Origin of the sequence: Kiloniella laminariae DSM 19542 (genome assembly GCF_000374005.1) — a bacterium.
Lineage (GTDB): Bacteria > Pseudomonadota > Alphaproteobacteria > Kiloniellales > Kiloniellaceae > Kiloniella > Kiloniella laminariae.
The window spans coordinates 11,859-35,479 of record NZ_KB893143.1; the positions used below are offsets into that span (position 1 = coordinate 11,859).

Below are 23,621 nucleotides of genomic sequence, written 5' to 3' on the forward strand. Positions count from 1 at the left end.
TCGCAGTTGAGCTCGGACATTAAAAAAAGAGATATGATTAATGAATTGACCGAAATTCTTGATTCAGGAGATTTGACTAAAGCCGTTATTTTTTACGATGAAACTCTTGGAAAATACCCTGAATGTTCAGAGATTTTGAGTCTGCGAAACGGTATCATTGTGCGTATTCGAAAAGCAATATCAGAGGTTACAGGAAAAGAAGGAATTGATGCTTTAGCTAAATTTAGTAAATCACCAGAAATAGCTCATCTTGATGTTGGAAATGGATGTAATCTGCGATGTGTGTATTGTTGGGAGGCAACACGGCCTGAGCACTTGAATGTGGTTGCTCTTCCGACAGAAGAATTAAAAAAGAAATTAATATGGATGAAAGATATTGGGGTCAAGAAAGCTCGTATTAGTGGATTTGGCGAAGTTACAATTATGCCGAATTGGGCCGAAGTTGTTCGTTTTGCACAAGAATTAGGATTAAAGACTGGATTAATTACAAATCTTTCTAAACGATTATCAGAAAAAGAAATAGAAGTATTGGCTGGTGTTGATGAAATTACAATCAGCGTGGATACCCTAAATGAAGAGAAGTCAGCTGAAATTCGAAAAGGTTTGAGAATTGAGGTGCTTAAAGATAACCTACGGGCTTTACGGTTAAAGAAGCCCTATCCTTCTGCACCAATAATCGGCTGGAATTCGGTGACTATGGCCGAAACGCTTGATGATTTAGCCCAGCTTGTTGAGGAGGGGATTGAATTTGGGGCACATGGTTTCATGTTTAATTCAATGTTTGTACTCCAAGGGTTGAAGGGGGCAACGCCGATCGGTTTTCTGCCTCCAGCAGGAATCCTTTATGCCAAGGAATGCCTACTCCGAGCTCAGAAAATTGCAAAAGATGCCGGGAGGTACTGTATTATTGATGCTGCCCTTTACGACCTCATTATGGGTAATAACCAGGTAAAAAATAAATGTAATACAGCACCTTCTGGTGTTGTTATCGGGAAATCTAACCAAAGCCATTATCTCGAAGGATATTTCGAACCTGTTCGTCCAGGTAATACTAGACTTTGCCTTCATCCTTGGAATCACTTGACCTTGACAGGGAAGACCGAAGTAGCTGTGTGTTGTGAGGTTGGTGGTGTTGAATTGCCTGCTGAGAATACTTACTCGTCGGGTCCGTTGTTTGAGCTAAAAAAGGGTTTGTTAACAGGGAATTTAGCACAGAATTGCCAAAAATGCCGACTTGCTCCAGAAGTGTCAGTCGAAGCACAGCAGTATAATGTATTAAAATTATATCGTAAAACAGGCAACTCGCCATCGTGAAAAAAGCTATTGTTAATGTGGTTCCTTCTATAACAAATGAGTTCTTGCTTGAAGAGTCATGCCGTGAATCTTTTTTTGTTGAACGGGACAGAAAATTAGTTGTTCTCGTCGCGGACCGCCTCTTGGGACGATATGAGAAAATAGGATCTGCTTTGGCCGCAGTGGGTCAACGGGTGATATTCCTTTGCGGTGAAGATCTTACCGTCCCCCTAGATTGGGCAGCATCTGTTCTGAAATATGATTCTCATGAACATGCATTGTTACTCGCCTGCAAATTCAATCCTGTTGTTTATCATGTCTTTTGCAGTTGGTTCTTTCAAGTTGGGTTTTTGTTTACAAAGTACAGACCAGGTCCTGTCATTATTGATGATTATGATGTTCTTACGGGTATGATACAGGAAAATCATCCCGATTACTCATCTTTTCAGAAGCTAGAAGTTAAGACTTTACTTGCTGCTGATGGACATTCATGCCGATCAATAGAGACGCAAATTATCAATCGTCAGGTAGGTGGTTTGCGAGGGGTAAGAGGGTTTTTCCCTGATTCTTGCTGGAACAGTGAAGCCGAAATACTGACTATCCCGAGAAAGCGAGATGAGTTGCATCTTGTGTATCAGGGGAATGTCTATACTCGATTTGATGATGGGAGCGATCCTGCAAACTTCCATCCTTGGCTTGCCAGACACTGTCAGGCTCAAAGAATACACTATCATTTGTATCCAACTAATTTTCCTCTCGATAAGAGTAATGATTCTATTTATCAGCCATTGATAAGAGAAAATAAGAGTAATCCGTATTTCCATCTACATCGTACGTTGTCAGCAAGTGAATTAATTGTTGAGCAAAGAAAATTTGATGCTGGCATACTTATTATGTCGAATAAATCTGATGGCCCTGAAACATCTACGTATACTTTGAGAAAATACGAATATTGTATGAGTAATAAAATTTTTGATTTTTTTGATTCAGGACTACCAGTATTAATATTTCCGGCTAAATTTCTTTCTGCAATTGCCAAGAGATATGGGGGGGCGGTGGTTTTGAAACAGGAAAATCTGTTAAACCTGCGCGATTTTGTTAAAGGTCTTGATTTTGATAAGTTAAGAGAAGGGGCGTTGGCGTCTCGTCAAGCATATGACCATCGGAAAATGGGCCCCCGCCTTGTGACTTTTTATGATAAAGTAGTTGAGGTTGCTTATGAGTTTGGAAGATAGAAAACAACCTCCGGTTATTGAGGTTTTCTATGTGGCGTAAAAATTGCGTTAGATTTACGTACAATGAAAGCGAGATCATAAATGTCTACAAACACTGCTAAATTGTCGTATCTTGATTTGGGAAAAAAGATTGAAGGCCATGCACCAAGAGTTCGGCACCTTCAGGAGTTTGGCTATACTTATCCTACTCATCTGACATTAGGCTTGGTGACGTATTGTGATCAGTTTTGTAAAGGCTGTTATGCTGGTAGTTACCGCTTTAATCCGAAGATCATGTTCACTGCTTCACTTGAGGTTCTTAAGTCTCAATTGAAGCAGGCAGCTTCTGTGGGGAGGGAATATGAAGAAATATCTCATCCATTTTATTCTAAAGAAACTCTTGGTTTAAAGGCTGTTACGCTTGTTGGATCAGGTGAACCTTTATTGTATCCGCATCTTACTCAACTGCTGTACTATATGAAAGATGAGCTCGGATTAGATATTGGGATATATACAAACGGAAATAATATGGGTGATAAAGGAGATTCCCCAAAAGATTTTATCGCCACGAGCATGCTAGAAACGATGCGTTTTATTCGTGTTTCTCTTGATGCAGCCTCGTCTGAAACTCATGCGATTGAACGAGGTGTTAAAGGGCAATTTTCAACAATTATTAAAAATATTGAAAACCTTGTGAAGAGAAGAGACGTACTCGGGCTAAGTGAACCGACCCTGGGAATTCAATTCACAGTTGATGATCATAATAGCCACGAAATTATCAAAATAGCTGAAATTGCTGCAGATTTAGGGGTTGATTATCTTGCTTATAAGCCGAAGTACCTTGCCGCACATGTGAAAACTAGGATACGCAATACTTCGACATCTCTTGAAAGCATACAAAAAAGTATTGATGCAGCTAAAGAATACGAAAATTCTCGACTTTCCATACATGGCAAAGCAATTCAGTTCGAAGAAGTTTGGGGCGAAGAGAAGTTTAATGATGGATTACAATATCGTGGATGCACTGGAATATGGTTGACGGGGTATATGGACGTTGATGTTGAATCTCCTGATCGGGATGATGCAAATATGAGGTATTTCATCTGTGTAAATAAATCCAAGAGCAGTAAAATGGGGGATGGTCAATATGAATGGTCACATGGACCTATTGGGGCAAAAAGTGATTTTTCAATAGAGTGGCGGAAGGGGATAGGGGAGATGTCTGATAGAGTTCGCCTAAAGAACTGTATCGCTGGATGTCGTAATGATCCCCATAATCGCATCTTGGATGGATTGTTATTTGAGCCGTCAGATAAACTCAATGAGCTATCGCAAAATCGGATATCTTTGCCACGAGATTGTCACGGAAATCACCTGTAACGTACCCAAGGATGAAATGAATATGATATCGGAGCTTCCCACGCACGTACTTGTCACTGGTGGTGCGGGCTACGTCGGCAGCGCTCTCGTACCAGCATTGTTGGCAGATGGTTATAACGTGACTGTATATGACATTTGTTTCTTCGGCGATGATCATCTTCCCAAAGACGATCCTCGATTACAAATTATCCGTGGGGATATTCGTGACACGGAAAGTTTGGCTGAAGCCTTCTTGGGCATTGATACTGTAATTCACCTAGCTTGCATTTCAAATGATGCCAGTTTTGAGCTGGATGAAAAGCTGAGTACGTCGGTTAATCTTACATGCTTTGAGCCCATGGTTAAGGCTGCAAAGAGAGCTGGTGTTCAACGTTTTATCTATGCTTCATCTGCATCAGTATATGGTGTGTCCAATGTACCTGATATTACCGAAGAGCACCCTTTGAAGCCAGTGACTCTTTACAATGAATTCAAAGGTTTGTGTGAACCAATTTTGTTGCGTTATCATGATGATGATTTCTGTTGCATTATTGTGCGTCCGTCAACAGTCTGTGGCTATGCACCTCGTCAGCGATTAGATTTATCAGTTAATATTTTGACGAATCATGCTGTAACCAATTCGGTTATTCGGGTGTTTGGTGGTTCTCAACGCCGCCCAAATCTTCACATCAAGGATATGGTTCGTCTCTATCGAATGATGCTGACTGCTGATTCTGCGAAAGTAGGAGGTGAGGTGTTTAATGTTGGATGTGAAAACGCGAGCATTCTTAGTATTGCAAAGGTTGTTCGTGCTGTTGTTTCTTCAGAATATCCAGGCAAAAAATCAATAGATCTTGTCGTTGAACCTTCAGATGATATTCGCTCATATCACGTAAATTCAGAAAAAATTTCCCGGATATTGGGCTTCGTCCCTGAATATGGGATTCGGGATGCTGTTCAGGATTTATGTAGTGCATTTTCTCTTGGAAACCTTCCTAACAGTATGGCTAATAAAAACTACTATAATGTTCAGCGTATGAAGGAGCTGAACGTGCAATGAGGCCTTTAAAACCTGTATCTGTCGTCACTGGTGGAGCTGGCTTTATTGGAAGTCACATGGTTGATCTTCTCGTTTCTGAAGGTCATATTGTTCGGGTTATTGATAATTTAAGTGGCGGACGGATAGAGAATCTTGTCCAACATACTGGTTCTTCTCAATTGATTGTTGAAGAAAAAGATATTATCGATTTGGATGCCAATGATCGCCTTTTCTCAGAAGTGGACAACGTGTTCCACTTCGCAGGAATAGGGGATATCGTTCCGTCAATTGAAACTCCCGTAGACTATATGAACATCAATGTTCAAGGCACCGTTAAGGTCCTTGAAGCTGCCCGAAACGCAAGAATAAAACGGTTCGTTTATGCAGCATCTTCTTCCTGTTATGGCTTGGCTAACACACCAACGTCTGAAACTGCGGCGATCGAACTGCAGTATCCCTACGCCCTTAGTAAATATCTGGGTGAATTGGCTGCTTTCCATTGGCAGAAAGTTTATGGATTAAGTGTAAATTCTGTTTGTATCTTTAATGCTTACGGTACCCGGTCACGAACCACTGGTGCTTATGGTGCCGTATTCGGAGTTTTCCTAAGACAAAAACTTGCGGGGCATCCTTTTACGGTTGTAGGGGATGGTACACAGAGCCGGGATTTTGTTTATGTAACGGATGTGGCTCGGGCATTTCTTGCCGCGGCAGAATGTGTTGCAGTAGGGGAGAGATTTAATGTTGGATCTGGCAATCCCAGAACAATAAGTACCCTGGTTGAATTGTTAGGAGGCAGCATCAAGTATATTCCTTGGAGAAAAGGTGAGCCTAAAATAACTCATGCAGATATATCGAAAATCAAAACCATGACTGATTGGGAACCGACGGTTTCTTTTGAGGAAGGCGTCCAAATGATCTTATCTGAGATTGATTATTGGAAAGAAGCTCCTTTATGGACAGTCGATAGGATCTCTAAAGCTACAGAGGCTTGGCATAAATATCTGTCATAAATCCATTTATTTTTAATTTCGCCCTAGTTTTCTTGGGTAGTATGATTGAGGAAGAGCGGATGGATTTTCAAAATTACCTGGATGAAGTAGCCAGAATATGTTCCGAGCTCAAGTCTAAAGATTATGAAGCTATTGCCCAAGAATTATTAAAACTAAAGAAGCAGCAGGGAAGGCTATTCATACTCGGTGTTGGCGGGAGTGCTGCCAACTGCTCTCATGCCGTAAATGATTTTCGAAAACTTTGTAATATTGAAGCTTACGCACCTGTTGATAATGTTTCGGAATTGACTGCACGAACGAATGATGAAGGCTGGTGCTCTGTATTTGTTGAATGGCTTAAAGTTAGCAGGTTGTCTGAAAAAGACGTTATTATGATCTTTTCCGTGGGTGGGGGCGATGCTGAACGTAATCTATCTGTTAACCTTATCCGTGCTATCGACTTCGCCAGAAATAGGGGGGCCAAAATTGTATCGATTCTTGGGCGACATGGTGGGTACGCTGAGAAAAATTCGGATAGATGCATTGTTGTTCCCACAATGAAAGCGGAGCTTGTTACTCCATTAGGAGAAGCATTCCAGGCCATTATTTGGCACGCTCTGGTGAGTGATGAAAGGTTACAAGAACACAAAACCGTTTGGTGATTTTTGTGTTTTGGTTGGGGCGTTAGTAATCCCAAAAGATACAGGTGAAATATTTTGTTTCTATTTCCAAACAAAAGGGCGGGTGATGTCGATCCTGTTATATTTAGATAGTGCGAACTTAGATGAAATAAGGGGCGCGGCTAAAGATGAAACGATTGGGGGAATTACGACCAATCCAACATTGATGCGCAAATCAGGCATATCTAATTACGAAGAATTTGCAAGAAAAGCTCTGGAAATTATCCCAAATAAGCCTGTTTCCTTCGAAGTTTTCTCAGACGATTTTGACGCCATGAAAAGAGAAGCCAGGATAATTGCAAGCTGGGGGGAGAATGCATTTGTTAAAATACCTGTTTCGACTACGGGAGGAGAGTTAACTTTCCCCTTAATCCAAGAGCTCTCAAGTGAAGGGTTGCAATTAAATATCACTGCTGTTTTTACGTTGGATCAGGTGCGTGGGGTTTCACGGGTTTTATCAAAAACTACTCCAGCAATAATTTCCATTTTTTCTGGACGGCTTGCTGACTCAGGTCAAGATCCTGAAGTGATATTTCAAAAGTCGGTTGATATTTGTCGCGATCAGAAAAATGTGAAATTGCTGTGGGCAAGTACGCGGGAGATTTTTAATATTGTTCAAGCAGAACGCTCTGGAGCTGATATTATAACTGTTACAGCAGATTTGCTTGGTAAGCGGGAGCTTTGGGGGAAGGATCCAGATGAGTTTTGCCGTGAGACAGTTCAAATGTTTTATAACGATGCTTTGGCGACCGGTTATAAAATTGGGTAACTTCTTTATTTCAATAAATCAAATATGGATATGATTTAAATACGATGCGTGTGATTATTTGCGGGTTGGGAAATCAAGGAAAAAAAAGATCACGTGTTGCTGGTGATGATGTTTGCGCAATGATTGATCCAATAGCTGTCGAGGCCGATTATAATAAATTTTCCGCTATTTCAGACTTGTCTTTTGAAGCCGGACTGATCTGTACACCAGAATACGAAAAGCTGAGTTTGATTAAATCACTACTGGATTCTGGTAAACATGTAATGGTCGAAAAACCATTGTATTCCAGTAATCACACTGAACTTCTTGAGTTGTTTAAATATGCTCGGGCGAACAATAAAGCTCTTTATGTTGCATATAATCATCGCTTTGAGCCCCATATACAGACTGCTAAAGACCTCTTGGAACGTGGGAGTTTTGGGGCGATTTATAGTGTTAAAATGTTCTATGGGAATGGCACAGCACAAGATGTTCGGTCATCGCCTTGGAGAGATAGCGGGCTTGGTGTCCTCGGAGATTTGGGGTGTCACTTACTAGATTTGACATTGTTTTTACTTGGACCAAAAACCAAATCCGCCACATTTATGCCGTGGATCGTTAAGAGTAATGAAAACAAAGCTCCTGACTATTGCCTCTTTGGTACTCAAGGTTCTTCAAACTGCCCAAGGATCGTTCTCGAGGCTAGTTTACTCTCCTGGCGGAATATGTTCTCGATAGAGATTGTATGCGAAAAAGGAAGTTTACTAATTGATTCCTTATGTAAGTGGGGAAGAAGTACTCTTACTGTAAGGATGCGAAAATACCCAAGCGGTCGCCCTGACGAAAAGATCACGACAATAGTTGCGGACGATGTCACCTGGGAGCATGAATATTCTTTTTTCAAAGATCTTTGTTCTGATTTGGGAGGATATGATTGGGAGCGAGATATTTGGATTAATACTGTTATGCAGAAGCTAGCTCCTGAGCTTTTCTGTCAAATTGGTGGAGAGATTTAGTGGAAGGACAGATTGCTGTTGCAGGACTGTCTCATATGGGAATTGTGATGGCGGCAACGTTTGCGGCCAAGGGTATGAATGTCGTTGCAATTTCAGAAAATTCCTCTCTTGTTGACAAGTTAAAGAAGGGGGAGGCGAATATAAGTGAGCCCGGGTTGGAGGCGGTTCTTTTAAATGTTGGCGACCAAATTATATTCAGTACGGATGATGCATTATTGTCAGAATGCCAACTGATTTTTTGTTGCTTGGATGTGCCCACTTCGGATTCAGGAGAAAGTGATCTGAGTTCTGTCTCTAGATATCTTGATCTGATCGAAAGGCGTGCTCCAGCGAGTGTAGTGGTGATTATGAGCCAGGTACCGCCTGGGTTTACTCGACAATGGGCTAAAACGCGTCAGTCGAATACCTATTACCAAGTAGAGACATTGGTTTTTGGTGAGGCGATGCAAAGAGCAAAAGCACCTGAAAGGATCATAATCGGCTCTGATGGAGGGGAGGATAAAGTTCCTCGGCTTTATCAAGATTTACTTGATAAATTTTCATGTCCTTTGTTTCATATGTCATTTGAAAGTGCTGAGATTGCTAAGATTTCCATAAATTTGATGCTGGTTGCATCTATTTCAGCCGCAAATACCCTCGCAGAGATCTGTGAAGCCCATACTGCGGATTGGTCGGATATCCAAAAAGTTCTGCATATGGATCGCCGTATAGGTCCTTTTGCCTACCTTACTCCTGGGCTCGGGATTGCAGGTGGAAACCTTGAACGTGATCTTGAAACTATTGATAATTTACTCGTAAACGCTCATGACGATGTCGGAATTGTTGCTGCTTTCCGTCGGAATAGTTTATGGCGTAAAACGTGGCCGGAGAGGGTATTAGAAAGGGAGTTCGGTGATTCGTTAAAGGATTGTAGAGTAGCTTTGTGGGGACTGGCGTATAAATCCGAGACCGATTCTTTGAAAAATGCAGCCTCTCTCATATTGTTAAAATACCTTAGCTTAACTCATGTCGCTATTTTTGACCCAGTAGTACAGTCTTTTACGCCTCAAAATTCAAACCATAGAGTAAGTCCGACCGCCTTGTCGGCCTGTGAAGGAGCAGATGCTCTAATTGTCATCACACCGTGGAAACACTTTTCCAATTTGTGCCCTAAAGAAGTTGCCTCTGTAATGAAAGGCAACTTGGTTCTCGATCCTTTTTCATGTTTGGACCGACAAGCTTGGGAAAAGGCTGGATATAAAGTTTTGGCGCTGGGACGTGGAATTTAACTGGCTATGTCAACGAGAAAACAAAAAGTAGCTGTTGTGACCGGGGCTAGCAAAGGTATTGGAGCAGGGGTCCGTGATTACTTACTCGAAGATGGATGGTTGGTATTCGGTCTATCTCGTTGGGCCGAAAAATCGATTCATAAATCATACATTCCTGTCGTTTGTAACGTGTCTGATGAAACATCCGTCAAGGATGCTTTTTCTGTAATCTCAACACAAACGAAATTTTTAGACGCTGTGATTAATGCCGCTGGTATCTATGGCCCCATAGGCCCTACACTTGATGTTCCTGTGGAGGAATGGCTTGAAACGTTTAAAGTTAATACCTTGGGGCCTTTACTGATAATACGAAATAGTATTGATCTATTAAAGAAGACAAAGGCGCCATCAATAGTCAATTTTGCCGGGGGAGGCGCATTTGATCCTTTACCTCGATACTCGGCGTATGCTGTTTCAAAATCAGCAATTGTTCGTCTTACGGAGACCCTTGCGGTAGAGTTCGGTCACGGCATTACTATTAATGCCGTTGCACCAGGATTTGTCGCTACCGAGATCCATCAAGCAACATTGAATGCAGGTGTTGAGATGGCGGGCGAGCAATTTTATGAGCATACCTTGCGTAAGCTTGAAGAAGGCGCAGTGCCTATTGAGTTGCCGGTTAAACTGGTTTCCTGGTTACTGTCTCCGTATACACGTGGGCTGACTGGGAAAACACTTAGTGCTAACTTTGATCCTTGGCAGAGCCCTGAATTTCCTGACCTTGTTGAGATGATTAATGCTTCGCCACTCTATACGATGAAACGGATCAACCCAGTTAACCTGGAGCAAGATGATAAAGTCCTACGAAAGATGATCGTCGGGATTGATAATGTGTTGGAATTGTAATGGGCAAGATCAAAGGGCTGTTTCTTGATCGTGATGGTGTTCTTAATTACTCACTAATTAGAGAAGGAAAGCCCTTTGCGCCACGTTTTCTCTGTGACTTTAAGTTGTATGAAGAACTTAAGTGGGACTTGTTTCAACTCTCCGATCAGGGAATAAAAATAATTGTCGTTACCAATCAACCTGATCTGTCAACAGGAAAGCAGACACCAGAAATTTTATCAATAATGCATGAAAAATTGCTCGATACCTTTCCTATTGATGAGATACTGACTTGCCCACATATTGAAGAGCATGGTTGCTTTTGCCGTAAGCCTTTACCAGGCTTAATTCTTACTGCAGCACAAAAATGGGATATTGACCTTGAGTCGAGTATTTTGATCGGTGATCGATGGCGTGATATTGAGGCTGGTATTGCTGCAGGTTGTTTTTCAATTTTTATTGATCATGGGTATGTTGAGAAGTATCCGAGCGGGATGGATTTAACGGTAACTCACCCCTTAGATGCCATACGTTTTTCCTGTGAAAAGCTTTTGGATTTGGGCTGATTTTTTTTGAAAATATTATTTCCAGATTATATCTTTAAGAAAAAAGAAAGGCTGGGTAATAGCACCCTTTCTTTTTTGTAAAGTATGGGGGAATTCTTTAGAAAAACGATAGGTTTCCTAGACAAAAATCAAGCCGATAAGCATAAGTAAAATTGTACGATATATATTTTAATTGAAATGTAAGTGAGAATCTTTGCTCGAAAAGATCAGGTTCTTTCATCAAGGAATTGGATTTAAGTAAAACCATGAGTAAGCTATCGGATGCATACGGATACAAAGTTAAAACAGTTTCAGAGCTGCTTGAAGCGATAGGTACATTTCCCCGCGAAAAGAAAGTAGTAATGTGCCATGGTGTATTCGACTTGGTTCACCCAGGCCATCTTCGTCATTTGCTTTATGCGAAAGATAAGGCGAATATTCTCGTAGCTAGCCTAACGTCAGATCAACACATAAATAAAGCAGCGTATCGTCCCTATGTTCCCCAGGAGCTCAGGGCATTAAACTTGGCAGCTCTAGAATTTGTTGATTATGTAATTATTGATGACAATGCGACCCCACTTGCAAATCTGCGAGAAGTAATGCCTGATGTTTTTGCCAAGGGTTTCGAGTATGATAATGGGCAGTTACACCCAAAGACTGTAGAAGAGCTAAATGTTCTTAATGAATATGGTGGAGAAATTCTTTTTACGCCTGGTGATGTTGTATATTCTTCCTCAACTCTCATTGAAAAATTTCCTCCAAACTTATCAGTAGAAAAATTATTGGCAGTATTGGATGGTGAAGGCATTTGTTCAGAAGAATTGTTCTTAGCCTTAAACGATTTTTCGGATAAAAAAGTGCTCGTGGTCGGGGATACTATAGTCGATACCCTGACTCATAGTACTATGATTGGGGGGATGAGTAAGACGCCAACGATCTCTGTTCGTCGTGAATCTGTTGATAGTTTTGTCGGTGGTGCAGGTATAGTCAGTAAGCATATTAAAGCAGCAGGAGCTAATGTCGAATTACTCACTGTTTTGGGCGAAGATATTCTTGGGCATTTTGTAAAGGAAGACCTTGCCCGTTATGGTGTCACTATTCACCCGGTCTATGAAACAGGACGCCCGACAACAGAAAAGAATGTGATTGTTGCGGCAGATTATCGGCTTTTGAAAATTGATGTTGTGGATAATCGTCCGATATCTAATCGTACGCTTGAGACCTTTATCGATATAATCAAGAATAGAGACTATGACTTGGTTATATTTTCGGATTTCCGGCACGGAATTTTCAATAAAACGACTATTTCTGAACTGGTTTCTGCAATTCCTGATACTACATTTAAAGCGGCAGATAGTCAGGTTGCTAGCCGATGGGGAAATATTACAGATTTCAAACAATTTAATTTGGTATGTCCAAATGAACGTGAGGCTCGTTTCTCTCTTGCCGATCAGGATACAGGAGTGCGTCCGCTAGTGGCGAAACTGAGGCAAGCCTCCAAAAGCGACGTCGTAATTATGAAGATGGGCGAGCGAGGTGTTATGGTGTGTCGCTCGGATAACGAGAACGATGTTCGTTCTTCATTTGTCATTGATAGTTTTGCAAGTGATGTTATTGATCCTGTGGGAGCTGGTGATGCCCTCTTAGCTTATGCTAGTCTTTCTTTATGTAGTAATCAGTCTCCAGTAATCGCTGCCGTACTTGGTTCCATTGCGGCAGCGCTTGAGTGCGCAGTTGATGGGAATGAACCTATCTTGCCTGAAGATATTCGTCTGCGGTTGGAAAAGATCTTTTCTATGTGATTATTAGTGTACTTTGAGAAACTGCAAGATGACAAAAAATATACCCTTTTCTAATATAGTGGCAACGAACACTTCACTACTGGGTGAGTATCAAAAGGTACTTGATCGAGTATGTAAGTCGAGTCAGATAGTTCTTGGTTCTGAAGTCTCTGCCTTTGAAACTGAGTTCGCGGACTATATTGGTGTCAAGCATGTGGTGACTGTGGCCAGTGGCACAGATGCGCTTATCCTTGCTCTTAAGGGGCTAGGAATTGGTGCTGGTGATGAAGTGATTACTGTTGCGAACTCGTTCTTGGCTTCAGCTTCTTGTATTGCCCTGTCAGGTGCCTCACCTATTTTTGCTGATGTTCGTGATGACTTAAATATTGATCCGGAATCAGTCTCCCGTAAGATTACGAGCAAAACCAAAGCGATTATTGCTGTGCATTTAACCGGGCGTCCTGCAGCGATGGCTGAACTGAAACAGCTTTCTTTGCAGCACGGTCTATTTTTGATTGAGGATGCCGCACAAGCTGTTGGTGCAGCAATTGATGGTGTGAAGGTTGGAGGTATTGGTGATGTCGGCTGTTTCTCGTTCCATCCAAATAAAACTCTTTCTGCTCTAGGAGATGGGGGAGCTTTGTCGACGGATGATGACAAGTTGGCTAGTTATTTTCGACAAGCGAGGAATCATGGTTTGATTCATGGGGATTGTGAATTTTGGAGTGTGAACAGCCGATTAGATGAGCTCCAAGCGGGTTTCTTACGTGTGAAATTACCGTATCTGGAAAAGTGGAATGCACGTCGGCAGTTTATCGCACAATACTATAAGGATCATCTTAATGATTACGTGTCTTGTCCGGAAACTCAAGACAATGTTACGTCTGTTTATCACACTTATGTCATTAAAACGGATCAGCGGGATGCTCTGTTTAGCTATTTGATGGCTAAGGGCATTGGATGTGGAATTCATTACCCGACACTGACAAATGACCATTCTGTATGCTCTGCCCAGAAAAGTGTTGATATTCCTGTTTCTAGTGAGCTTGTAAAAAAAATCATATCCCTTCCAATATCAGAATCTCTAACTAATAAACAAATAAAGAGTATTGTTCAGGAGATACAAAAATTCTTCCAAGGGTAGTTTCTCGATAGCTATATAATCTCTTGAGCAATTTTCATCGAACTGATTAACCTTTCTTCTGCTTAAATTTTTGGGGCTGGGGTAAAAATCCAGTGTTTGGCTTGTTAAAACGAGGAGGAAGAGTCTACACAAAAATCATTCCAGATGCTTCTTCCGCGACCTTACTGCCGATCATTGAGCGTAAAGTGGTGCCTGATAGCATTGTGTATTCAGACTATTGGCGAGGCTATAATGTGCTCGATGTTTCCGACTTCAAACACTTCCGTATTAATCATTCTAAGCTGTTTGCAGACAAGAGGAATCATATCAACGGCATTGAGAATTTCTGGAATCAGGCGAAGCGACATATGCGCAAATTTAACGGTGTTCCCAAGGAGCACTTTGGGGTACTTTTGAAGGAATGTGAGTGGCGTTTTAATCACAGTGACCCGACAACTCAATTACTGCAATTAAGGCAATGGGTTAGACGGTATTTAAACTAGTTATCTAGGACAGCCCCAAATTTTTTTATCACGAATGATCGCCCTGTTATAGATTTGTTTTTTTTTCATGTGTAACCATGTTTTTAATCATATTGCTTATGTAAATATTTAAAGGGCAAATTGTTGATTTATCCAGTCATTCTCTCAGGCGGATCGGGAAGTCGCCTCTGGCCTGCTTCGAGAATTAGCCACCCGAAGCAGTTTTTGGCAATAGTTTCTGAAAAACCGATGATTATTGAAACGGCAGAACGCGTAAATAATCCTCTGTATGAAGCTCCGACGATTATATGTAACGTAGACCATCGATTCTTGGTTGGGGAGAGCTTTACAACGGCGAAAATCGTGCCGAGACAGATTCTGCTTGAGCCTGTTGCACGAAATACAACAGCTGCAATCGTGGCTGCAACCTATTCAATTTATCAGGACAATCCTGAGGCACTTGTTCTGATAATGCCTTCTGATCATATGATAAAGAATATTCAGGCGCTCCACGATGCGTTAGTATTGACAAAACCGATTGCCGAAGACGGATGGCTTGTTACCTTTGGGATTAAGGCAGCAAGGCCCAATACCGGATATGGCTATATTGAGCGAGGATGTCCAGTTGAGCCAGGCAGTGAGGTTATGTCTATTGTTCAATTTCATGAGAAGCCGGATATAAAAACTGCAACTGAATACATTAAATCAGGCCGCTTTTGCTGGAATTCTGGTTTGTTTTTTTTTGCGGCAAAGACGTTGCTTCAGGTCTTTAGAACACTAGATCCAGACAATTTTTCCTATGCAGTTATGGCAGTTGATAACGGTATTAAAGATTTGGACTTTTATCGATTAGATCCAGTTTGGTTTTCTAAAATGCCTTCGGAGGCATTTGACGTATCAGTTATGGAAAAGCATATAAAATCTGCTGTCCTTGAAGTGGAAATGGGGTGGAGTGATATTGGGTCGTGGAGTGCATTACACGATGTCTCCAAGCAAGATAACCAGGGAAACACTGCCTTCGGTGAAGCCTCTATGATTGATACGCATAACTCTTTGGTATGGAATGGCGATAATGGTGTTGTGGCCACTGTCGGCATAGAAGATCTATTGGTAGTCGTCAAAGATGGGAGTGTTCTTGTCACTTCTCAAAAAAGAGCTGAGGATGTAAAAAAGCTTGTTGAACAGCTTGAAAACAGTGGGTTGGAACAGCATTTGATTGCCCGGACAGTCCATCGTCCTTGGGGTTGTTATCGCTCTCTGGATGTGGGGGAAGGATACCTCGTAAAACGTATAGAAGTGAAACCTGGAGCACGCCTCTCCTTACAATATCATAATTATCGTGCTGAGCATTGGGTTGTCGTTTGTGGAACCGCGCGTGTAACAAGTGGAGAAAAAACCTATGATCTCGATTCAAATGAATCTACGTACCTACCAATAGGCACTATACATCGTTTGGAAAATATTGGTTCTGGTCAGCTTGTGCTGATTGAAGTTCAAACGGGTGTTTTATTGAGTGAGGAGGATATAATCCGGCTTGACGATGTTTATGGTCGGAAAGATGTTCCTGGAATTGTTTGATCATGACTGATGCAGCAAGTTTGCTATACGACTTAAAAGGAAAACGAGTATGGGTTGCTGGCCACAAGGGGATGGTTGGCTCTGCGCTTATGCGCCGTTTGGCTGAGGAAGATTGTACAATACTTACTGTCGATCGCGGGAAACTCGACTTAAGAAGACAAGATCTCGTTGAATGTTGGTTTAATGAGCATAAACCTGATGCTGTTATACTCGCCGCTGCAAAAGTGGGAGGGATTCAAGCAAATCGAAGCCTTCCAGCAGAATTTTTGTATGATAATTTGATGATTGAGGCAAATATTATCAATGGAGCATATCAGGCAGGAGTGGGCAAATTACTGTTTCTAGGGTCTTCTTGTATCTATCCACGGGATATTCTTGTTCCAATCTCTGAAGAGCACCTGTTAACGGGCCCTTTGGAAACAACCAACCAATGCTATGCGATTGCCAAAATTGCAGGAATAAAATTGTGCCAAGCTTATCAGGAGCAATATCAAAAGAATTTTATTTCGGTAATGCCAACAAACTTATATGGGCCCGGCGATAATTTCCATCCTGAATACAGTCATGTACCGGCAGCTCTGTTGCGTCGTATTCATGAGGCAAAGATGGCAAAAAATAAGTCTGTTATTGTCTGGGGAACAGGAACGCCTAGAAGAGAGTTCCTTCATGTAGATGATATGGCTGATGCGTGTGTTTTCTTAATGAAACACTATTCAGAAAAAGGGCCAATTAATGTTGGAACTGGTTCAGATCTCGCGATTGCTGACTTTGTTTCTGTTTTACAGGATGTCGTTGGATACCACTGTGCAGTTGAATTTAACCACGAAATGCCTGATGGCTCGCCACGGAAAATACTCGACGTTAGTAAAATTAATAACCTTGGCTGGACTGCAAAAATCCCTATAAAAGATGGATTAAGAAAATATTATCAATGGTTTTTGGAAAATATTGACCATCTTAGAAAGTGAATAAAGGTCAAAGAATAATGAAGAGAGCGCTGATTACAGGAATTACTGGACAAGACGGAGCTTATCTTACTGAGTTATTACTTGGTAAGGGGTATGAAGTTCATGGTGTAAAACGCCGTTCATCATCGTTTAATACCGGTCGTATCGACCATATGTATCAAGATCCTCATTCTATAGACAAAAACCTTTACCTTCATTATGGAGATATGACCGATGCCACAAATTTAATTCGTCTGATCCAGGAAACCCAACCGGATGAAATCTATAATCTTGCTGCGCAGAGTCATGTTCAGGTTAGCTTTGAAACTCCGGAGTATACTGCAAATTCAGATGCTCTGGGACCTCTGCGTATTCTGGAAGCCATACGTATATTAAATCTTGATACGACGAGATTCTATCAAGCCTCAACATCCGAATTATTTGGTAAAACTCAGGAAAATCCTCAAACAGAAAACACTCCTTTTTATCCTAGATCACCATATGCCGCAGCTAAACTTTATGCTTACTGGATCAGTGTAAACTACAGAGAGGCATATGGGATGTTTGCTGCTAACGGTATTCTTTTTAACCATGAAAGCCCCATTAGGGGAGAGACTTTTGTTACACGAAAAATCACTATGGCGGTTGCTGCCATTGAACAGGGGCGGCAGGAATGTCTTTATCTTGGAAATATTGATTCGCAGCGAGATTGGGGACATGCGCGGGACTATGTCGAAGGGATGTGGCGAATTTTACAGCATCATACTCCTGACGATTATATTCTTGCTACAGGAGAAAGCCATTCCGTCCGTGAGTTTGTGGAACTAGCGTTTGCAGAAACTGGCCATATTATTGAATGGCAAGGAAAGGGGATCGATGAACTCGGGATTAATGCTGCGACGGGGGAGGTTTTGATCCGTATAGACCCTCGTTATTTCCGGCCTACAGAGGTTGGTTTTCTGATGGGAGATGCTGCAAAAGCTCGTGAAGTTTTAGGTTGGAAACATACCACTTCCTTTACACAGCTTGTTAAAGAGATGGTTGCGAGTGACCTTGCTGTAAATTCTTAGTGTGATCATGACTGAAATATTTTGTCCGCTAATTTCTCCAAGTTCAACTAGCCAAATGCAGAAATTATCAGAGCTGTTGTGGCTTATCTAGGTGTTTGTATTAGATGAAGAAATGTACTGTTCTCGATATTCTCCTATTATTCCCGGTATATTTCTCAGCATTTCTATTAAAAAAAATTAGACGATATGGCGTGCGAAAGCTTCCACTGTGTAAAAACGCGCTCATGAGGATTGGGGTTTTCCCAATAGATGATCATTATTATGAACCGCAATTCGATATGCGGAATTGCAAAAGACCATTTTCAGAAAAAAGACCTCTAGAAGGGATTTTCTGGAACCTGCAAGATCAGCTTGGTCTACTCAAACATCTGACCTTTGCAGATGAGATTACAGACATTCCTCAGACCCGTTCTGATAAAATAGAGTTTCATTTTAATAATGGGGCATTTGAAACTGGAGATGCTGAATACTGGTACCAATTCTTACGATTTAAAAAACCAGGAAGGTTGTTTGAAATCGGAAGTGGGAGTTCAACTTTATTGGCACAAAAGGCAATCAGGGAAAATAGACGAACAAATCCCGAATATGATTGCCAGCATGTTTGTATTGAGCCCTATGAAAGGCCTTGGTTAGAAAAAATAGGAGTGACCGTTGTACGAGAAAAAGTTGAAGACCTTGAGATTTCTTTTTTCTCGGAACTAGACGCAGGAGATATTCTTTTTATTGATTCTAGTCATATCATCAGGCCAGAAGGTGATATTCTCTTCGAGTATTTGACGTTACTTCCTTGTTTGAAAAAAGGTGTTATTGTTCATGTTCATGATATTTTTTCACCCAGAAATTACCTGGCAGATTGGCTGGTTGAGGATGTTCGGTTTTGGAATGAGCAGTATTTACTTGAAGCTTTTCTGACGAATAATTCTGAGTGGAAAATTATTGGGGCTTTGAACTTGATACATCATGATCATTTCGACGAGCTTTTAAAAGTGTGCCCTTTTTTAACACGAGAGAGAGAGCCGGGCTCTTTTTACATGGAAAAAATTGGCTAGTGGGGAAAAACAGTTTTTTGAATACTTGCAGCTCGTTTGGTATTTTAAACGATAATTTCTATCGCTTGTAGTAATAGGAAAGGCCGGGGTTTTGTTCAGTCGTGCGTGGCATTCATTAATACCTGAAAAAACGAATGTATGCAGACTCGGCATGGATACGTTTGTAGATTTTTTTTCAAATAAAAAAGTATTAATAGTTTCAGAGCGTCTCACACAAACCTCCCTTGCCTTATATCTGGGGTTAAGAAAAAGCAAAAAACTTGGCGAGTGGTCGGCACTTTTTGTTGAGGAATGTGATGGGCAAGAATTGGGTGACAGCATCTCACTTTTGCCCTCAGTTAAAGAGAAATATGGTATCTCGCCGCCTTTTATGCCTTTAAAGAGTTTTTGTCTGTTTAAAGAAATCTGTGATTTACAGCCGGATCTTGTCATCTTTGATGGGAGCCCTGCTCTCGGTCACTATAGTCTGTTATCGCGAAGTCAGGCAGATATCTTGGGGGGGGTTTCTATTTGGTTATATCGTCCTGTCGCGAGGGCATATCAATTAGAAAAAGCTGCCGCGTTCCCGTCTGGTAGGACAGATTTAGAACTCAATGCTCTTGAAAAGGATGCTTTTAGTAAATTTGACTTGGTTCTTGATAACGAAAACTCTGATTTTGTTAATTGGTTTGAGCTTGCAGGTTGGGGGATGTCCCAGCTAGCACTAATTGCTGAAAACGACGATATTGCTTCCAATAAAATTGCTGATATTGAGAAAAATATTTTCAAAGAACTCAAAGAATACAGAGAGCCGATTGAGAAAGTACCCGACATCTCTGTTTGTATTGTGACTTTTAATCGTCCAGATTATTTGAGTGAGGCGTTAAAAAGCATTGAGTATCAGAGCAGGCAGGTTTTTGAAGTTATTATCATTGATGATGGCAGCTCTCTACCCAATCTTGTCAAACTGAAAGCCCTCGAAGAAAAGTATAGAAAAAGGGGGTGGACGTTTTATTACCAAGACAACTTCGGACCAGCTAAAGCGAGAAATTTTGCGGCAAGTATGGCAACAGGAGAATATCTGTTGTTTATGGATGATGATAACTGGGCTTTGGCTAATGAGATAGAGGTTTTTGCTCAAGCAGCTCAAAAAAGCGATGCAGATATATTTACCTGTATTCCAGGATGGCACCCTGATTCTGAGCTTTGTGCGGGTACTTCTATTAAAGTCATCTCGCCGGATACTTTTTACCCAGTCGTATCACTCGATTGGCTCCCTTTGGGGGGCTATGCTGAACTTGGTGTACTGATTAACTGTTTTGGAGATACAAACGCCCTGTATCGAAAAAAAATGTTCGATGCCTTAGGTGGATACAAAGAAGACCGAACTTTCATTCTGGAAGATATGGAGTTCTTTACCCGGGCAGTTCTTGAGGCATACCAGCTTGAAGTAGTTCCTGAAGTTCTTTTTCTTTATCGTAAACACAGCCAGTCAAGAACCGGATTGAAGGATCCTATTTTTAGTTCCCATCTCCATAGTATGAGCGCGTATCTCAATCTTTCTGATGATCGTCTTTGGCCGCTTCTCCTCTGCTTACGTAAAGGATTTTATGATCGACATCGAGATATATCTAAGGCTTTAGACACTCACAGCCAACAAATTACTACTGGTGAATGGGTAACGATTACGAAAGAAAACACAAAGTTTTTTCTAGAAGGAGGACGCTTTGAAGATGATCAATGGTTTGCACAAAAAAACTCAAAACTAAGTTTTTATTTTAAAGATCCTGGTCGTTTTAATAGCCTTATTTTTGAATGTACCGGTCCCGGAGATTTAATTTTTGTGATTAGTGAAAGAAGATACGATTTTATTAATAAATTTGAGAAAGAGAAAAATATAATCGAATGCCCATTACTGCCTGGTGCCATTAATCATTTGGGTGAAACAACAATCTCTTTTTTGTTTAACAACTCAGTTGGAATACACCGTTTCGCCATTATGAAAAATGATGAATAAAAAAAGATGAGGAGGAAGAAGCAGAAGATCTCTTTGTTGATCACTCAGGGGAAAGCGCATTCTAAAAAAGAAGTATTCCGGGCACTTTATATTATTTTTGCTCAAGATCTTGCAGATAAGAATTTCCTAGCTGTCGGACAGACGCCTGAAAGTTTTGCAGAAACACGGCTCTACTGTCACTTGAACGCTAAAGGGTATCTTCAGTCATTTGATTTGTTACAGTCGAGTATTATCACTGTTTCAAGTGAACAAATTCAGGATAGAGAAACACGATTCTGGCATGAGGTATTGGAAGGTGGTGAAGGACAGTGCTTATCGCTAAGGCTTGATTCCGAGATGCTTGATGATGAGTGTTCCTGTCATCTTCCTACAAGCTTAGAAAAAAAGAATTACTTGTTTCATATCTTACCCAAAAAATCGGGATTTGCTGCAAAAGTCCAAAGAGATTTGTTTTTTCAGCCGACTGCGAAGTTATGGACTGACTATGGACCTCAACACGATACATTTTTTCGTTCTTTTGGATATACTGTTCTCGGCCCGGTCTTTTATAGCTATGGGCATTGGGTTATTGAACAGAACGTACAAACTCCTTTCTTTGGTATTATGCGCGAAGGGCAATTTTTATCTGAAGTTGTTGCTCGTTTGGGTGGAGAGATAGGGGGCCTCCTTTATATAAACAGATCCCTCTCTCTTAAAGCTAGTTTAGGTGATGCTAATGAAGAAGATGCACTCATAAATTTTCTTGTAAGAAGCAGAATTGAACCTCTTTCACTGAAGGCGGCATTAGATCAGTTGAATGTTTCCGTTCGCCAGGAGCAACTTCCTTTCTCCCCGGAAACATTGTTGTCGATTGAAATACTGCCGAAAATACTTTCTTGGCTAAACGAAAAAAATATCAAAGATCAAATTGTGTACTCTGCTTTTCAGCTTCAAGAAAGACTTCTTAGACACATCGAAAATGTGCTTTCTGGGCATGAAGGAGACCTGTATCTACTTGATATGGGATATGCGGGTAATATACTTTCGAACTTACAAAAAATATTCATATACAGAAATATGAACTTAATGTGCCGGGGACGGTTTCTTTTATCAAGTGTTGGAGCGGTCTGGGCTCAGCAAAGATGTGAAGTCCTAGGTTTTTTGGCCCAGAATGGTGCTCCGGCAAAATTTTCTCATTTATATTTCCGCACACCTGAAATTTTGGAGCTATGTGCAAGTGCAAATCTAGGAACAACCATTGATTATACTGTCTCAGGTGAACCGATATGTGATCTGTCTCCTCTTCCATTCCAGCAGTATGATGAAATTTTGGAAATTCAAAAAGGGATTTTTAACTATATTGACGACTTTAAGGGGGGGGGGGCACTAAAGACTGACCTCGATGAACTTAAACTACAGTCTCAAAATATCCTGTCTCGCCTTATCCGGCAGCCAAATCTTCAAGAGGCTGAAAAACTCGGGCGTTGGTCTTATGACGAGAATATGGGAGATAAAAAAGGTAGGAAATTGATCGAGTTTAATAAAGAAAATCTTGATTATGTAAAAACTTCGCGTGGTGAGTTATTCTGGCCTCAAGCTAGGCAGGTTCTAGATAATGTGGTTGAGTAAGCTCAATCGTGTTTTGAGGCAGGCAGATATCAAAGTGATCTCTGTTGATGTCTTTGACACATTACTTTTACGTACAACCCGGCCAGAGTTACAAAGGTTTAGAGACTTTGTACAAAAGCAACATGCGTTTTTCTTACTTGAGGATTTTTTTTCGGTTGAAGAACTTTATCAGTCTCGTTTAAGAGCGGGGAAAGTTCTTTATGATCGAATTAAAAATACGGATGGGAACGTAGAAGTAACTTACCAAGATATCTGTCTGCAGATGCAAACAGAACTTCCTCTTTTGAAACAACTACAAAATGATTGGTGGCGTAACTTTCTCGCAATAGAGCTCGCTCAGGAGTTGACAGGGCTAACTCCTCGCAAGGATCTGTGGGACTTATTAAAACACTATGAAAACAAAGGAAAAACGGTAATTTTTTCAAGTGACATGTATCTAAATACCTCCAGTTTAGGCTTCCTTCTTGAAAAGCTCTTTGATGAGGGGGGGGATACAGAAATTTATGTTAGTAGCGATTTACAAAAAACGAAACGGCAGGGAACACTATATCGATTGTTGTTGGAAAAGTTTCAGATTGAACCAAGGCAAATGATCCATATTGGTGATAATTTTGTTTCTGATATTTTTATTCCCAAGGCTATGGGGATCCAAACATATTATTTACCCAGATCCTTATTGTGGAGGTTGTTACAGAGCATTAGGAAAAAAAACTACGCCAATAGTTTAAGGAGAAAGGGTTAGGTAATCCTCCCATTTTTAATGGGCTCATTCAGTAGAATTTACGCAGCCATTTTCAGTTTCATTGCAGGCGTGATACCGCCAATGCCCATGTTGGGGCGTTCGTTGTTGTAAGTCCATAGCCATTGTGTGGCCAGATCCTGTGCCTCCTCGATTGTTTCAAAGATATACTGGCCAAGCCATTCACCACGAACCGTGCGGTTATAGCGCTCGATATAAGCATTTTGTTG

Annotated in this window: 21 protein-coding genes and 1 pseudogene; 21 read left to right on the forward strand and 1 reads right to left on the reverse strand. The window is 41.1% G+C overall.

The window, feature by feature from the left end; translation table 11 throughout:
• Window positions 1–6: 6 nt before the first annotated feature.
• From B152_RS0110410 to B152_RS0110510, 21 genes and pseudogenes are all read left to right on the forward strand, one after another.
• Window positions 7–1,314 (forward strand): radical SAM protein, encoded by a 1,308-nt coding sequence (locus tag B152_RS0110410; protein ID WP_157231033.1) that lies wholly within the window; start codon window positions 7–9, stop codon window positions 1,312–1,314.
• The gene (locus B152_RS0110415; protein ID WP_020592360.1) at window positions 1,311–2,528 is read left to right on the forward strand and encodes a hypothetical protein; all 1,218 of its coding nucleotides are present in this window, start codon (window positions 1,311–1,313) and stop codon (window positions 2,526–2,528) included. Before B152_RS0110410 ends, B152_RS0110415 begins: the two co-directional genes overlap by 4 nt.
• Window positions 2,529–2,609: 81 nt before the next feature.
• Window positions 2,610–3,887 (forward strand): radical SAM protein, encoded by a 1,278-nt coding sequence (locus B152_RS0110420; RefSeq protein WP_020592361.1) that lies wholly within the window; start codon window positions 2,610–2,612, stop codon window positions 3,885–3,887.
• Window positions 3,829–4,926 carry an NAD-dependent epimerase/dehydratase family protein gene (locus tag B152_RS0110425; RefSeq protein ID WP_020592362.1) on the forward strand — a complete coding sequence of 366 codons (1,098 nt, stop codon included), beginning with the start codon at window positions 3,829–3,831 and terminating at the stop codon, window positions 4,924–4,926. The genes B152_RS0110420 and B152_RS0110425 overlap by 59 nt, the downstream gene beginning before the upstream one ends.
• The gene (locus tag B152_RS0110430; RefSeq protein ID WP_020592363.1) at window positions 4,923–5,918 is read left to right on the forward strand and encodes an NAD-dependent epimerase/dehydratase family protein; all 996 of its coding nucleotides are present in this window, start codon (window positions 4,923–4,925) and stop codon (window positions 5,916–5,918) included. The genes B152_RS0110425 and B152_RS0110430 overlap by 4 nt, the downstream gene beginning before the upstream one ends.
• Window positions 5,919–5,977: 59 nt before the next feature.
• Window positions 5,978–6,559: an SIS domain-containing protein gene (locus B152_RS0110435; RefSeq protein WP_020592364.1), complete on the forward strand. Its 582-nt coding sequence runs from the start codon at window positions 5,978–5,980 to the stop codon at window positions 6,557–6,559.
• On the forward strand, window positions 6,525–7,346 hold the full coding sequence (locus B152_RS0110440; protein WP_020592365.1) for a transaldolase: 822 nt from the start codon (window positions 6,525–6,527) through the stop codon (window positions 7,344–7,346). Before B152_RS0110435 ends, B152_RS0110440 begins: the two co-directional genes overlap by 35 nt.
• 44 nt (window positions 7,347–7,390) lie before the next feature.
• Window positions 7,391–8,341 carry a Gfo/Idh/MocA family protein gene (locus B152_RS0110445; protein ID WP_026261456.1) on the forward strand — a complete coding sequence of 317 codons (951 nt, stop codon included), beginning with the start codon at window positions 7,391–7,393 and terminating at the stop codon, window positions 8,339–8,341.
• A complete protein-coding gene (locus B152_RS0110450; protein WP_026261457.1) occupies window positions 8,341–9,609 on the forward strand; it encodes a nucleotide sugar dehydrogenase in 1,269 nt (422 codons plus the stop codon). Before B152_RS0110445 ends, B152_RS0110450 begins: the two co-directional genes overlap by 1 nt.
• Window positions 9,610–9,615: 6 nt before the next feature.
• Window positions 9,616–10,494, forward strand: coding sequence for an SDR family NAD(P)-dependent oxidoreductase (locus B152_RS0110455; protein ID WP_020592368.1), 879 nt, complete (start codon window positions 9,616–9,618; stop codon window positions 10,492–10,494).
• Complete coding sequence (locus B152_RS23295) at window positions 10,494–11,039, forward strand: HAD-IIIA family hydrolase (protein WP_020592369.1); 546 nt, start codon at window positions 10,494–10,496, stop codon at window positions 11,037–11,039. The genes B152_RS0110455 and B152_RS23295 overlap by 1 nt, the downstream gene beginning before the upstream one ends.
• Window positions 11,040–11,284: 245 nt before the next feature.
• Window positions 11,285–12,820, forward strand: coding sequence for a PfkB family carbohydrate kinase (locus B152_RS0110465; RefSeq protein ID WP_020592370.1), 1,536 nt, complete (start codon window positions 11,285–11,287; stop codon window positions 12,818–12,820).
• Window positions 12,821–12,848: 28 nt separating this feature from the next.
• Complete coding sequence (locus tag B152_RS0110470; protein WP_020592371.1) at window positions 12,849–13,943, forward strand: DegT/DnrJ/EryC1/StrS family aminotransferase; 1,095 nt, start codon at window positions 12,849–12,851, stop codon at window positions 13,941–13,943.
• 80 nt (window positions 13,944–14,023) lie between these two features.
• A pseudogene (locus tag B152_RS23300) lies at window positions 14,024–14,425 on the forward strand (IS1595 family transposase); the annotation flags it as partial.
• A gap of 123 nt (window positions 14,426–14,548) precedes the next feature.
• The gene (locus B152_RS0110480; RefSeq protein WP_157231034.1) at window positions 14,549–15,982 is read left to right on the forward strand and encodes a mannose-1-phosphate guanylyltransferase/mannose-6-phosphate isomerase; all 1,434 of its coding nucleotides are present in this window, start codon (window positions 14,549–14,551) and stop codon (window positions 15,980–15,982) included.
• Between the two features lie 2 nt (window positions 15,983–15,984).
• Window positions 15,985–16,950, forward strand: coding sequence for a GDP-L-fucose synthase family protein (locus tag B152_RS0110485; RefSeq protein ID WP_020592374.1), 966 nt, complete (start codon window positions 15,985–15,987; stop codon window positions 16,948–16,950).
• A gap of 17 nt (window positions 16,951–16,967) precedes the next feature.
• Window positions 16,968–17,999, forward strand: a complete 1,032-nt coding sequence (gmd, locus tag B152_RS0110490) for a GDP-mannose 4,6-dehydratase (protein ID WP_020592375.1) — start codon at window positions 16,968–16,970, stop codon at window positions 17,997–17,999.
• A gap of 104 nt (window positions 18,000–18,103) precedes the next feature.
• The gene (locus tag B152_RS0110495) at window positions 18,104–19,048 is read left to right on the forward strand and encodes a class I SAM-dependent methyltransferase (RefSeq protein WP_020592376.1); all 945 of its coding nucleotides are present in this window, start codon (window positions 18,104–18,106) and stop codon (window positions 19,046–19,048) included.
• 151 nt (window positions 19,049–19,199) lie between these two features.
• Window positions 19,200–21,044 (forward strand): glycosyltransferase family 2 protein, encoded by a 1,845-nt coding sequence (locus tag B152_RS0110500; RefSeq protein ID WP_020592377.1) that lies wholly within the window; start codon window positions 19,200–19,202, stop codon window positions 21,042–21,044.
• A gap of 33 nt (window positions 21,045–21,077) precedes the next feature.
• Window positions 21,078–22,652, forward strand: coding sequence for a hypothetical protein (locus B152_RS0110505; RefSeq protein ID WP_157231035.1), 1,575 nt, complete (start codon window positions 21,078–21,080; stop codon window positions 22,650–22,652).
• The gene (locus B152_RS0110510) at window positions 22,645–23,394 is read left to right on the forward strand and encodes an HAD-IA family hydrolase (RefSeq protein ID WP_157231036.1); all 750 of its coding nucleotides are present in this window, start codon (window positions 22,645–22,647) and stop codon (window positions 23,392–23,394) included. The genes B152_RS0110505 and B152_RS0110510 overlap by 8 nt, the downstream gene beginning before the upstream one ends.
• Before the next feature lie 38 nt (window positions 23,395–23,432).
• On the opposite strand, the gene B152_RS0110515 is transcribed toward B152_RS0110510, so the two are convergent.
• Window positions 23,433–23,621 (reverse strand): integrase core domain-containing protein (locus B152_RS0110515; RefSeq protein ID WP_020592380.1); only part of this gene is annotated, 189 nt, incomplete at its 5' end.